The following is a 12,659-nucleotide window of genomic DNA, read 5'->3' as shown; positions in this document are numbered from 1 at the left end:
GCGAAAGCTGATTCATGTCGCCTTCGGTGTACTTAAATCAGGAAAATATTTCGATCCGACTTTGCATGGGGGTTGACTTGGATAACAGTATCTACATACATATAGATTATAAGCCTTAGTCCACCATCAATAATATACGCAACATATTGCCCATTTACACTTAATGGCAAGTACAGCCCAAGTTGTTGGCTCGCGAGCAAAACAAGTGCAGCAGCAGCAATGCACAAGCGCCGAAATAACTGGCTCATAAATTTTATCTACCTATTTGGAACAACATGCTTTTCGTTCTGTGCACTTTGCCACACAATACATCTGTCTAAATGCATCAATGAGGGTACGACCACATGCGGCTTTAGCTCGGAGATCCCCTCCAGCAGCTTTGACTTCATCATCTGGTGAGCACTTTAAATCCTCTGTCCCACCATCACATGCTGCAAAACAGGAAAAATTCAGTGTGGTGCATTTAGCTGGGTCATTACCCGGATTGCAAAGATTTCCACCATAAAGAAGGCAATTAAAATCGCCAGGGGCACATTGACCGCAGTATTCTGGCGATAGCCCCCTAGGGTCAGTAAGCTTTACAGGGTCGCCTCTAACATAGGTATAAGTATTGACTCCCCCCCGCCAACCCGATGGGATCACTACTCACAAATCGACTCAGCTCTGCATCATAATACCTAGCCCTGTAGTAGTACAACCCTGTTCCATCATTTTCACGCCCCGTGTACTGAAATGGATTATCGCTAAACGCACCACTTGCAGTCGTATTACCATACACCTCATATCCATACTGCGTAATAAAGCTGCCGGTTGCATCGGTCAGCGCCAGCGTTGAACCCAAGGCATCTGTAATAAAGCTACTCACCACCCCATTTACCGTACGCGCAAAAAACTGATCCACGCCGCCTGTCAACAAATCGGCCTTCGTGGTACCTGCACCGTCAAACTCCTGTACCGGGTTGATGCCATCGTACATGTAGCCGGTAGTTGCGCCCGTAACGGACTTGGTCAGGCGCCGTCCTGTGGCGTCGTAGCTGAAGCTCGCACCTGTGCTCAGGCCGGCGAGCTGGTCGCGCGCATTCCATGTCATGCCTTTGTTGCCATCGTTAAGCAGGTTGCCGTTGGCATCATAACTTAGACTTCGCGCGTTGAATTGCGTTAAGCGATTGGCGACGTCATACGTAGCGACCATATCTCCTGGCAAGTTAGCTTTAGCCAGACTGCCACCCATTTGGATGCGCTGACCCGCTTGATTATATGTATATGTAAGGTCTCCTAAAATGATTAAGCCTTTGGTGTACTGAATCGAAGTGAGTTGACTTGCTGCATCATAAGTGTAGCTCGCCAGAATTCCGTTTGGCAACGTCATGTTGGTAGTGCGGCCTGCAACATCATAGGCAAATCCAACGCTTTTATTACCTTGAGTAATTTGGGTTATGCGGTTGGCAATATCATAGCTGTAATTGGTGACGGTTTGCCCCATTACGTTCATACTTGTTCGACGCCCTGCCGTATCATAAGTATAGCTCACGCTGCCGCGGCTGTTGGTTTCGCTGCTCAGTCGATCAAAGTCGTCGTAGGTGCGAAAAATCTGACCCGTAATGGAATCTGTAGCGGAAATCTGACGGCCGGCACCATCATACGCATAGGTAATATTGCTGTTGTCGGCATAGGTTACCTTGGCCGGACGGTTGTGCTGGGAATTTCCAATATTACTGATATTTTCCAATATTCCTTTGTACCCACTGCAATGGCTAATTAAGTACTGTAACAGACCGGTTACAATAAATTCTACTTTCTAAATTTTCAGGAATTCCGGATTTTCATTCCTACAATTGAAAGAAACTTAAATATTTCAATTCAACAAACCCGTTTTTCTCATTTTCTTGAAAAAGAACTTTAAGTAATATCATGCAAGCTCTAAATATAGCTTGGTACAGTAAAAGACTATTCTATTTCTTGTTCTTGGTAATATTTGTGCACTAATCAATATTTTTCTCGCAGGCAAGTGAAAGTTAATTGTCTGTACTACTTATCGAAGCAGACTCAGTTACTCTTCCGAGAATTATCTGCTTTTTGCCTAAATATTCGCAAAAAGTACTGATAATAACTTAAACTTCTTATTCTTGGGATGCTTTAATATTAAGGTCATGGATCTCACGACTGACCAATTCCAGGAGAGATGAAAGCTGCTTTCCTTTCTGAAGCTGCATATATGTAATTGCCAAAAGTGTTAAAGGGTGAATACTCAACGTTTCAGCTAGAGCCTGAACTTTATCTAGTGTTGGGCTTTTCAAACCTCGTTCAAGTGTACTTAAGTAGGTTCGGCTTGAAATATCCGAAAAATCCTCTTGCGTAAGCCCTCTTGCTTTCCTAACCTGTCTCAAAGAATTTGCAAACGCTCTACGTGTGTCCATGTGGGGTATGTTCCGGCTTTTGAATACCCCATATAGCCAATATGAAACCTATGGTGCTACAATCTATAGTGTTCATATTAAAGTAATCCCACAATGTTTGAGACAACCACTGCTGCAGAAATACCACTCCCTCGAGCGTTCGGTGAAGACTTAAGGTATTGGCGATACGTTAGTCGAAATTTGCATGCCCCATGGTTCCATGTCGAATTTCAAATAAAGATCGAAGATGATTATTTCAGCAACATGATCTTCCTCGAGCACGTTGATCAGCTCATTCAATTACAGCAAGATGAAGAAATAGTGATTATTCAAATTGATCTCGTTAGCCCATCACATCTTAATCAACAAGGGTGTTGGAGAATGGAACCACTGTCTAAAATACTAATAGGTAACAAACCAGATGTAGGCCACGATGTAAAAATATTTATCTTACGAAGTGGTATTCGATACGTGGAATCAGGCATATCAGAAGATGCACTTCATAGCATCCGTCAATTATTTATTCATAATCAATCCTGCAACAATTTGATAGAATCAAAACACAACTAAACAATCAATTTTGTTATTGGTTTGTTCTTGCAGTTTATTGATATCTCTCGAAAAGCGAAGTGCAACCGAGCAAAAACAAAGGATGGTACATTTTGGAAACGAATTGGACTAAAGCTGATTTGATGGCAAAGGCGATTCAAACCCTTGGATCTGAGCGCAACGCTTCTGAATGGATTAAAAACCCCAATATTGCATTGGGTGGAAATTCACCCCTAGAAATTATTGGAACTCCAGATGGGAAAAACATATTGATTCAGATTTTTAGCAATATCGAGCGAGGCGGCAGTTTATAAGACGTTTTTTTGTTTTTTCTTGCTCTAGCTCATATCAGGGTTGGGATTATCATTACGGTCACCTCAAGCGCACTTTAACGTTAGGGCGCTTGAATCATTGCATTTTCTGTCAAGGCAGGCATTAAGTAAAATAATGGATTCTAATACTTCGTCCGTCAAAAAAGTCTCCGATACTGCTTTTTGGGTCGCGTATTATCGTGCTGTTGAAAGTAAAAAAAAGAATCCTTTGTTTCGGGATCCTCTTGCAGATTTATTGACTGGAGAATATGGAGAGAAGGTTTCTAATTCAATGAAATCCTTCGAGCGATATGCTTACTGGAATGTGACTATTCGGACGCGTTTGATTGATGAATATATTCTGAAATATATAAGTCAAGGGTACAAAACCATCATTAATATCGGGGCAGGCCTTGATACTCGACCATATCGACTCACTTTTCCATCGGATGTTCACTGGATTGAAATAGATTTTCCATATATCATTGAATTAAAAAATGAAAAACTAAAGAACCAAAAACCAAAGTGCAAACTTCAGAGGACCGGTTTAAATCTAACCGATCAAGTTGAAAGGGCTAAGTTATTCCGCGCACTAAATCATAGAGTAGGACCTGCTCTTATTTTAACTGAAGGAGTAATCCCATACCTTACTGAAGATTCAGTTAGCAGTTTAGCCAAAGATATCAAAGATCAATCTAATTTTAAACTATGGCTCGCTGAATACTACTCACCAGAAGTTTACCCACGGTACCAGTCTCTCAAATTTAGAAATTTACTGGGAGATGCACCATTCCAATTTTTCCCGGAGGACTGGTTTTCTTTTTTTGAAGATTGCGGATGGACTCAAAAAGAAATGCAATATCTTCATGATGAAGCAGAGAAGCACAACCGAAAATTTCCACTACCTTGGTGGGCAACGATTCTGAGGGTTTTCATTGGTGAAAAGAGAATAATGAGGGGCGCACGAAAATTCTCTGCATATATTGTGTTTGAGAAAAATACGGTTGAATAACGATCAAGCTAAAATGACTTACATCCCTAACAAGACGCTCGTTCGGACGCAAATTACGCTTCGCATCGTTGGGCGCCGCACATCATGGTCGTTAGGGTATCCATGATTAAGTTGTTGCCACCATCAGAATTGGATTATGAATTCGCCTTCGATTTAATGGAGGAGAATATGAAAAAATATTATGATCTCTATGACATTACCTGGGATAAAGAGTGGCTTCGTAAAAACTTTTTCGATAAAGAAAATTATGTCATAACAAAATTTGACGAGAGGATTGGTTTTCTTTCGTTAGAGAAAAAAAAGAATGAGTTGTATGTTCACACGATTCAGGTTTGCCCCCAGTCTCAGAACCAACGAATCGGACTCTACGTTCTTCGTACACTTATAAAGATGATGCGCGATTTCAGATTGCAACATATAATTTGTAGGGTTTTTAAGGATAGCCCAGTTCTAGGAATGTACGAGCGGTTAGGGTTTGAAAGAATATCGCAGGAGCATTTCCTAATATCCCTGAGCTGCGAGTTGAACAATAATAATCGTGAAAGCGAGGCTACAAAATTCCTAACGCAGCGCCCAACCGGACGCGCTACCATGCGCCGCTTAGCTTTGCGTTAGCTTTATTACATATGAATTTACATGCCCTTACAGACTTAGAACTTGAGCAATTAGCACGACCTATATATATGCGCATCATCCGTGGTTCAAATGCAGGGAATTATTCGTTGTTCAGTGACGAGTTCACCAATGAATTGTTGGAAAGAATTACTTCTGATCGATTTGCATCTCAACGAAACGAATTTCCATTGTTATCGAGCATATCAGTGAAATTTGAATACTTAGGCTGCATTCGAAGAGAGTTGGATGTGAGTGTTCTGTGGAGGCTGAGAAGTGCAGTTTTGAAGGGAGAGTTTCTGGGATCGATTACGCTTCGAGCAATCGGCAATGAGGCGCGGGTTAGTGGTGTTGCAGCACACTAAATCTAACAAGGCAATTTCACTCGGACGCTCCGCTTAGCTGAATTGTAACGATTGGTGTCTTCAAAAAGTGTGGCTTTTGCATAAGGGAAAATATGAAAGGCAGTTGTTTGTGTGGCGCCATTGTGTACGAAGTTGATCAATTGGACATGCCAATTAGTCACTGCCATTGCCGTACTTGTCGCAAAGCGCATGCAGCCGCCTTTGCATCGAATGCCGGCGTTATGCGAGAACATTTCCACTGGGTAAAAGGTAAAGAGAAATTGGCGGCCTTTGAGTCATCTCCGGGAAAGCTCAGGTATTTCTGTTCTGTTTGTGGCTCGCACCTCGTGGCCGAGCGCCGCGCACAACCGCACGTCATTTTGCGCGTGGCAACGCTCGATGAAGACCCAGGCATAAAACCTGCTATGCACATCTGGAGTTCGCATAACGTCTCTTGGCTAAATGACAGTAATGAAGTTCCGTTCTATCAAGAATGGCAACCCGACAGATAACCATATACCTCCCAACCCATTATTTCACCGGACTTGTTCAAAAGTGGTTACTTGCTTGGATGCCGTAATGAACTGGCGTTGTTTGTAAATCAGCTTGAATGGTATTACAGTATTACCTGAAAACAGCAAGCAATTTTATTGCCTCATAATGAAGTGGATATCAGAAAAAACGGACTATCAGAGTTCGGTCTGCGATTTAACACGGCCTTAGTGCAATAGAGAACTAGTCACAGCATATGCTGCCTTTACTGTTTTATAGGCAGTGCCAAAAATTGATTGGTAGCCCATATAAGCGAATGAACAACCTTAAACTGGATCCATTAGGGGAGTAGAAATTAACCCAGAGCATGTTATCAATAAGCCAAATATGGTCCTGCACGCGAATTGTCGGATCACGTGTCAGTAGAATTTCCTGCTGACGATACCTGTGTTCAAATCACCAACGCCCGTCTGGATGGCCACAGGCCACACGAAGCAAGCGGGCTGGTAGATTTGGAACAAAGTCGACAGATTCATGATGATGGCACAAGCGGTCTCAAGGGATCAAGGTTTGCAGAACCTGCTGGGTGACTGAACTTGTCGCACCCTGAAACCAGCCTGGCGCAATGGAGGTAAATCCACCCGCAACTACCGGCTTAAACGGGTCAGTCTGGATATCAATCTCGTAGTACCTCAGTTGGCCGCCAAACTTGCCCAATGCGACTCCGGTGATAGACGCTGCACCCGCCTTACGCAGAAACGCCGAAGCTACACCAAATGACACACCATAAGTCGTACAGTCATCGACGACGATCACATGCTTGCCAAGCAGACGGTTGCTCTCTTTGTAGAATGGATTCAAGTGGACGGTCAAGATTTGGTTGGTCGGGTCGGTTCGGTCTCCTCCGCCTCCCATCGATCGCTTCGTAGATGGCGTGTGACGGATGAATAGCGGCTCACCTCGCTTTGAGAAACGCACGCGCGATACCGTCGTGCGAAGCCGATGTGTGAAATCGCTGAGAATCTCATCGTCATCGTTGGCGCTACTCGATGAGGGATACACACCCCACACCAATCCTTCCTGAGAATCCGTACCTTCCATTAGGAGTGAACGTGCAGTGACGGCCAAAAGCGCGTTCAAACGACTACCTCCGTTCTTGACGGTGGAAGTCAGCTTTTGCGCAAACACCCGCTGTGTGATTGTCTTACCATACTTGGATGAAAGATCTGACAATGCCCGTACTCGGTATCGTGGTTCATCGCCTGTGAACCACCACTGGCCCAACCAACCAGTCGTCAGGTCAATGATCTCTTGAAACTGCTTGGCATCATCGACCCGGATTCCAAGTGGCACTACTTGTTTTGCGGTAGACCAGCCGGCAGCGATCAGAAGTGCGTGACCGTTTTTGCCCATTTGGACGTCTTCATCCTTGCCAGCTAAGACTAGTACATCGAAGGGATTCAATGAAAAATTCTTGGCATTTTGTGAAACGATTTCACCTGACTGGCGCCCCTTGTTATGTAGGAACTGAACACCGCTACCACCAAAGCTGCCAGCAAACCAATCCGGCTCATGATGATTGGAAATCAAGCCCACAGGGTTGTTGGCTGCCCTTGCATTGATCAGCACCTGGACAAGGTTGGGATCTGGCTTTCCGTTGAGGAGCAACGCGTCTGGCGAGGTCATTACGATCAGCATCTGCGGTACCTGTTCAGCTATTCAATTCGAGGATGTCGAAATCTAGATCGACAGACTTTGGCACCCGTCGCGCGATAAAAAGTCCAATGATGTCGGCAGCGGGGAATCTCTCCGCCAAAACACGCTTGACCGCCTTGAAGTGACAGCCTGTCGTCAAGACATCGTCAACGACGAAGATAGTTGTTGGAGGTGGCTCCACCAAGCGATCGTCAACAAGATAGTTAGTAACTAACTCATCCGGTGTTGGACGTGTGCTCGACAGATGTGCCGCTTCCAGTGATTGCGCCTGAACGACCAGTTCACGTATATCAGAATATCGCCCCATACAAATCGCTTGCAGCAGTCGCACCATTCTATCGTCATACATTGGATCATTCCTTGCCTTGGACGGTGGGATCGGGACGAAAGTGATTGGCATATCCGATTTTATCGCAGCACGAAAGATGTTAGCCGCCCGCTGGATCGCCCGCTCCTTGTACTGCCACTGCGCGGTACCACGCTTATCCACGGTCTTCTTGAAATTATGTATAAGCTGATTAGTTTCGCTGTAGGCGTGTCCTTCGCCCGCAGTGTACTCGCCAGCGTAGTAGCAAATATCCTGCTCGTCCAGATAGTAGTGGTCTGGAAGCACCAAGGCATCGATCTTAAGAATCCTCCTAGCCAAGAGACACCATAATGTCATTTAAGTCGATGACGCGAATCGCTCCCTTTTCTAGGAAACGCGAGGGCCAAGTCAGCTTTGGATTGCGGAAGCAGCTGTCCAAAATGAATAGTTTGCGTCCCTGCTGAAGCGCGGCACGCGCTTGAGTCAGCGAGCCAGACGTGTCGCTGGCCTCAACAATCACAGTTGCCTGCGTCAGTGCGGACATGGTGGCGTTGCGCTCTGGAAAGAATAGTCGATTGCTTCGATAGTCCTGCTTTGAATAGCGCCAGATCGGTACTTGACTAACAAGCAGGTACTTCTCCGCAATCAGGTCTTGCAGTTTCTTGTTTTCGGGCGGGTAGTACTCCGTAATGGGAGTACCGATGACCGCAATAGTGTTGCCTCCATTATCGATTGCTGCGGTGTGCGCTGCCGTGTCAACACCTTTTGCCAGGCCGGAGACGATGGTATAGCCCTCTTGAACAAGAAGCTTCACGAGTCGCCGGGTTCGACGAACGCCTTCTTCCGAGACGTTACGGGATCCAACGATTGCGATACGCTTAGGGGAGTCGATCAAATCCCACCAACCCCTGTAGTACAGCAGTTCTACAGGATGCGCAGCATCGCGCAGTCGCTGGGGATAGTCTTCCGACCCGTGAATGCGAACACCAAAGTCGTGAATTTTCGCGTGCGCGATTTTCTCCAGCACCTTAGATTGCGCAGCCACGATCTCGTCTTCCGTGACCAACTCGGAAGGCATTAAATCTGGGCTACTGCGAAAGCAATCTGCGATTGTCTTGAAGGTCGCACTCTGGTGGACCCACAAAGCCTCATACGCCGCCATTTCACGAGACGGCGAGATCGGTTTGCTACTCAAAATAGCATCAATGTCGTTCATGTCACTTCTGTGCCTTGATCATGTTGGGAAAATCAATGTTTGGGCGTAAATCGAAAGGGCAAGATAGTGCTCCCAGTCGTCACTACCGGCTCGCTTGTACTGACGGGAAAAGGACGTAGGCGCGCCAACTGCACAACATTGCCCTTGCCTTGGAAATAGCCTTCCTGAAGGCCCAGCAGCATTTCCAGGTCATTTGTTGCCAGCCCGATATGTCGGGGAATCGCATCCAGCGGCATCACGTTCTCCTCTACCAGTAGGTCGATGGTACGACGCAACAGGCGTGGCCGTTCGGGAGCCCTGTCACCATCACCCGGCTCGGACTTGGCGCCCCATCGAGCGGAGCGCCGCTTGAAGAGTAATTGAGCACCATCCCCGTCAAGAATCTTGAGTGCACGAAGCCGCATCACGATCGCTCCCACCGACACACCCCAGCGCCGCTTCAACAATAACAGATCGTCCAGCGTGACTGGGGTACGAATTTCGTTGGCGAATGTCTCTGCTGGCAGTAAGAAGGCACCCGCGAAACGATGCGCTTGCTGTTCCAACAGCTTATGACGATCCCGCTCGGTGGGTCGGGGAATGTACCGATGCAGGACCAGGTGGCCGAGTTCATGGGCCAAATCGAATCGACTACGGTATCCATTGTCCTTGTCGGCCGACAAAAGGACGAGTGGGCGCCCGAGCACTTCGCTCCAAGCCGACAAGCCTTCAATTTGAGCGATTCCGGTTTCCTCGCGGATCAGGATGACACCAGCGCCTTCGACCGCTAGGGCGAGGTCTTGAACAGCTGCACGACCGATGCGCCACAAGTCACGACATTCACAGGCTGCGTGCTCAATCTCCTCAGGCGTAATTTCTTCCGGGTCGATGAACTTCCGACTAGGCAGGTTCAGTTGCGGAAAGTCGACGAACTCCGACAGAGCAACTGCAATGTCTTGAGCCCACTCGATCCGGGCCTCAAGCATCGCGCGGGCGGCGACGTGCGCCGAGGCATTACTGCGAAACAGCGGTAGCGACACCTTTGCTGTGGGCAATCTGGTAAACCATTCCGGCGTGACATTGACAACGTTGGCGAGCCTTTCGAGCGTGTCACGTTCTGGTGCTTGGCTACCCGATCGCCATTTGCTAACCGTCGCTGGCGACACTCCAACCAGCGACGCCAATTGTACTTGGCTCAGCCGACGTACAGCTAGTATCTGACTAAGTCGCTCTTTCTGAAAACCCTGAATACCTCCGCGGCTCATAGCGTAGTTCCATCCTTGTCCTGTTTGCCAATGTTTTTCTTGAGCTTCGGAATCGCAAGATCGCCTTGCGTAGTCGGGCTCTGCTCATAGCGCTGCACGAACACCTCCAGTGGTTCCCTGAAAAGCCAGCCGCGCATTTCGCGATCTGGTACTGCGACCTGTATTGAGACAGGCGCCTCGGGTTGAATATGCATCGACCCCGAGAAACAAGCCACGAAAAAAGCTACGACCTCCGAAGGCGGTACGTAACTTTCGAACAGTTCGGGCTGAACCAAGGGCTCGATTGCTTTGTTGGCAAAAGACATCTGCCGACGTGTGTGGCTCCGCCGCCCATTGATCCAGAAACCTTCTGGAATGTTGAATCTGGCAAGAGTGAATACCCCGGCTCGTCCGGACACAAGGCCATTGCCTCGAATCGCCGTCGGAGACGTATCGCCCATCGAAAGCGCTCGGTGGAACGATTCGTTCATGTGAAAGTGACGGAGCTGCCCAACAACATGAGGCAGATGCCCCTCATCCATTCCTTTCGCGGCAGCATGTGCACGCTGCGCCCCAGCGCCAAGAGCCTCTTCGATGCCCATCACAAGTCCACGGGGAATGTTGCGCATCAGGAGATCAGAGATCGAATCTTTGGGAGAGTTGGTCATTGGGAACACCTTGGTTGGGTTTCGCTTGATAGGATTATATATCAATAATATTTCGTTTAGCAATGACATTACTTGATAACGTTGCGCAACTGCCGCGTAAATGCTTCACAGCATGGATTCCCAGAGCTTCTGTAAGTCGAACTATCGACCAGTGGTCTAGAACCGGTGACCGAAGAAGTAATAGGTACGGATGCAATTTGCTTTGATTCGCGCAATTTCATTTGAACAACATTTTTCTTGGGTAAGCTGAAAAACCCTTTAGGCAACCCACAAAACCGCTCCACATCTGGTTCAAATAGACCAATCTCAGTAGCGATCCGATCCTGATCAAATCTATCATCTTCAAGGAGAAGATTGATTGCTCATGGCATCAACCGTACTTCCTCAAAATGCAGCATATCATCGCCGGGATCTCCGCGTCACACGTCACGAGCCCTATAATTTTTCCAAAGTCGTGTAGCATAACCCTCTGTAACAACGTCAAGTTGCTTTGCGCACGAGATCATGGCGCCTGTCGATGTTTTCCAACGTGATTTTAAGGCAACAAAAATATCTTGGGACGGAGCCACGATTTCCGCCGAAAATGATTCATCAGGTAAAAGGAAAATACCCGCAAAAATATTGGCCTGACGTTCTATCTCAGCATAGCGCACATTAAATTTAAAATCACCAAGATGTCTATGCAAAACTAAATGCGCAAGCTCATGTGCCGCATCAAACCTTTGACGAACGCTATTTGTCTTGCCTGTCGCAAGAAATATATTGGCTCATCTACATCGAACCACTTGGACGCGCCATCCATATTCGAGTACCCAATTTCCTCGGGTGCAATGAAAAAGCCGGCAATTTCCAATACCAATATCATGTCAGATATTGGGCCTAAACCAAGTTACCAGTATTTCCTAATATCAAGTGCTATAGACTTAATATCCTCGTCTCTGACTTTCATGTAATCAGTCGCCGCTAGTGACGGAACGTTTACTGATGGCCACTCTACCCACTCTTGAAGTACCAGACTTACTTCTTGAGTAAACTCTAAACGAGTTTTGCTATGCTTCTTGCTGCGCGGGTAATAGCGGCTTTACTTCGACAGAAAAATGAACCCGCCTCATACTCTGTTTTCGGTTTCAGAAACCAAGCGGATGGAATAGCAAGCTGCCGCTCCAGGCTCTCTAGCGCATCTTGCTCAGGAAGTTGTTCCCCTTTTCCCATCGAGAAACTGCTGTTGAAGATCGTCCTATCAGAGTGGCAAGTGTAGACTGGGTCATGCTGCCCCCTTCGCGCGCCTGAGTTAGCATCTCTCCTTGGAAACCACAAACTCCATATCTCATAGCTCACTCCATTCGTTCCAAAGTATTAAGACTTCCATTCAGCGCTTTTTAGTTTCATTTTCAACCGAACCAGCACAAGATGGCACTTCAATTTCAACAGCAGGCGCATATGTGGCCATAATCGATTCAACACTCTCAAAAAGTTGCCACCCTTTACAATTTTAATATGAACCTAGAGCTGACAATAATTATTTGGATCGTGCTTTGCTACCAGAATATATGATAATGTACTAACCTCATGAACAACGGAGGGTAACGTAATGGGATTGATCGTTGCTGACGATGGGCTTCCAGCAGATGAAGTTGGCGTATGGGCAAAAGAAAAGCATACCTACCTTCGGCGCTATCTAGATATTTCACGATCCACGCGAAAAAAATATATTGGAAATCAGTAGTGTCCGGTTAAATCGCGAATCGAGCCGCCAAGATCCAATCTGGGCGGGGTTTAGAAAGCAAAATATTTTGGTGCCGATTTGAAATCA

18 protein-coding genes are annotated in these 12,659 nt (G+C 46.7%); 7 read left to right on the top strand and 11 right to left on the bottom strand.

Annotated elements, in window-relative coordinates; translation table 11 throughout:
• Positions 1-32 precede the first annotated feature (32 nt).
• From EDC63_RS18120 to EDC63_RS18110, 3 genes are all read right to left on the bottom strand, one after another.
• Positions 33-248 carry a hypothetical protein gene (locus EDC63_RS18120; protein WP_132920980.1) on the bottom strand — a complete coding sequence of 72 codons (216 nt, stop codon included), beginning with the start codon at positions 246-248 and terminating at the stop codon, positions 33-35.
• Between the two features lie 344 nt (positions 249-592).
• Entirely contained in the window at positions 593-1,729 is a 1,137-nt protein-coding gene (locus EDC63_RS18115) for an RHS repeat domain-containing protein (RefSeq protein ID WP_124946918.1), read from the bottom strand.
• 391 nt (positions 1,730-2,120) lie between these two features.
• Complete coding sequence (locus EDC63_RS18110; RefSeq protein WP_124946919.1) at positions 2,121-2,417, bottom strand: helix-turn-helix domain-containing protein; 297 nt, start codon at positions 2,415-2,417, stop codon at positions 2,121-2,123.
• 608 nt (positions 2,418-3,025) lie between these two features.
• Between EDC63_RS18110 and EDC63_RS18105 the strand changes: the two genes are divergently transcribed.
• The 6 genes from EDC63_RS18105 to EDC63_RS18630 all read left to right on the top strand — a co-directional run bounded on the left by EDC63_RS18105 (position 3,026) and on the right by EDC63_RS18630 (position 6,306).
• A complete protein-coding gene (locus tag EDC63_RS18105) occupies positions 3,026-3,259 on the top strand; it encodes an MbcA/ParS/Xre antitoxin family protein (protein WP_124946920.1) in 234 nt (77 codons plus the stop codon).
• 133 nt (positions 3,260-3,392) lie between these two features.
• On the top strand, positions 3,393-4,268 hold the full coding sequence (locus EDC63_RS18100) for a class I SAM-dependent methyltransferase (RefSeq protein WP_124946921.1): 876 nt from the start codon (positions 3,393-3,395) through the stop codon (positions 4,266-4,268).
• Between the two features lie 102 nt (positions 4,269-4,370).
• Positions 4,371-4,883, top strand: a complete 513-nt coding sequence (locus EDC63_RS18095; protein ID WP_165923044.1) for a GNAT family N-acetyltransferase — start codon at positions 4,371-4,373, stop codon at positions 4,881-4,883.
• A gap of 11 nt (positions 4,884-4,894) precedes the next feature.
• On the top strand, positions 4,895-5,245 hold the full coding sequence (locus tag EDC63_RS18635) for a hypothetical protein (RefSeq protein ID WP_145962371.1): 351 nt from the start codon (positions 4,895-4,897) through the stop codon (positions 5,243-5,245).
• A gap of 92 nt (positions 5,246-5,337) precedes the next feature.
• The gene (locus EDC63_RS18090) at positions 5,338-5,736 is read left to right on the top strand and encodes a GFA family protein (RefSeq protein ID WP_124946923.1); all 399 of its coding nucleotides are present in this window, start codon (positions 5,338-5,340) and stop codon (positions 5,734-5,736) included.
• A gap of 396 nt (positions 5,737-6,132) precedes the next feature.
• Entirely contained in the window at positions 6,133-6,306 is a 174-nt protein-coding gene (locus tag EDC63_RS18630; RefSeq protein ID WP_165923043.1) for a hypothetical protein, read from the top strand.
• Here EDC63_RS18630 and EDC63_RS18085 read toward each other — a convergent pair.
• From EDC63_RS18085 to EDC63_RS18620, 8 genes are all read right to left on the bottom strand, one after another.
• Complete coding sequence (locus EDC63_RS18085) at positions 6,272-7,384, bottom strand: phosphoribosyltransferase (RefSeq protein WP_223272300.1); 1,113 nt, start codon at positions 7,382-7,384, stop codon at positions 6,272-6,274. The genes EDC63_RS18630 and EDC63_RS18085 overlap by 35 nt on opposite strands.
• 43 nt (positions 7,385-7,427) lie before the next feature.
• The gene (locus tag EDC63_RS18080; RefSeq protein ID WP_223272299.1) at positions 7,428-8,078 is read right to left on the bottom strand and encodes a hypothetical protein; all 651 of its coding nucleotides are present in this window, start codon (positions 8,076-8,078) and stop codon (positions 7,428-7,430) included.
• On the bottom strand, positions 8,071-8,955 hold the full coding sequence (locus EDC63_RS18075; protein ID WP_124946925.1) for a DNA-processing protein DprA: 885 nt from the start codon (positions 8,953-8,955) through the stop codon (positions 8,071-8,073). The genes EDC63_RS18080 and EDC63_RS18075 overlap by 8 nt, the downstream gene beginning before the upstream one ends.
• 32 nt (positions 8,956-8,987) lie before the next feature.
• The gene (locus tag EDC63_RS18070) at positions 8,988-10,199 is read right to left on the bottom strand and encodes an XRE family transcriptional regulator (RefSeq protein WP_124946926.1); all 1,212 of its coding nucleotides are present in this window, start codon (positions 10,197-10,199) and stop codon (positions 8,988-8,990) included.
• Complete coding sequence (locus EDC63_RS18065; RefSeq protein WP_124946927.1) at positions 10,196-10,846, bottom strand: alpha/beta hydrolase; 651 nt, start codon at positions 10,844-10,846, stop codon at positions 10,196-10,198. Before EDC63_RS18065 ends, EDC63_RS18070 begins: the two co-directional genes overlap by 4 nt.
• 419 nt (positions 10,847-11,265) lie before the next feature.
• Positions 11,266-11,532 carry an ImmA/IrrE family metallo-endopeptidase gene (locus tag EDC63_RS18060; RefSeq protein ID WP_262982233.1) on the bottom strand — a complete coding sequence of 89 codons (267 nt, stop codon included), beginning with the start codon at positions 11,530-11,532 and terminating at the stop codon, positions 11,266-11,268.
• A 2-nt stretch (positions 11,533-11,534) separates the two neighbouring features.
• Positions 11,535-11,711 carry a hypothetical protein gene (locus EDC63_RS18625; RefSeq protein ID WP_165923042.1) on the bottom strand — a complete coding sequence of 59 codons (177 nt, stop codon included), beginning with the start codon at positions 11,709-11,711 and terminating at the stop codon, positions 11,535-11,537.
• Between the two features lie 170 nt (positions 11,712-11,881).
• The gene (locus EDC63_RS18620; RefSeq protein ID WP_165923041.1) at positions 11,882-12,058 is read right to left on the bottom strand and encodes a hypothetical protein; all 177 of its coding nucleotides are present in this window, start codon (positions 12,056-12,058) and stop codon (positions 11,882-11,884) included.
• Positions 12,059-12,437: 379 nt separating this feature from the next.
• Between EDC63_RS18620 and EDC63_RS19025 the strand changes: the two genes are divergently transcribed.
• Entirely contained in the window at positions 12,438-12,572 is a 135-nt protein-coding gene (locus EDC63_RS19025) for a hypothetical protein (protein ID WP_262982234.1), read from the top strand.
• Positions 12,573-12,659: the final 87 nt, after the last annotated feature.

Source organism: Sulfurirhabdus autotrophica (genome assembly GCF_004346685.1).
GTDB classification, from domain to species: Bacteria; Pseudomonadota; Gammaproteobacteria; order Burkholderiales; family SMCO01; genus Sulfurirhabdus; species Sulfurirhabdus autotrophica.
Note: the sequence above shows the minus strand (reverse complement) of the source record. Positions and strands in the feature narration are given on the sequence as shown.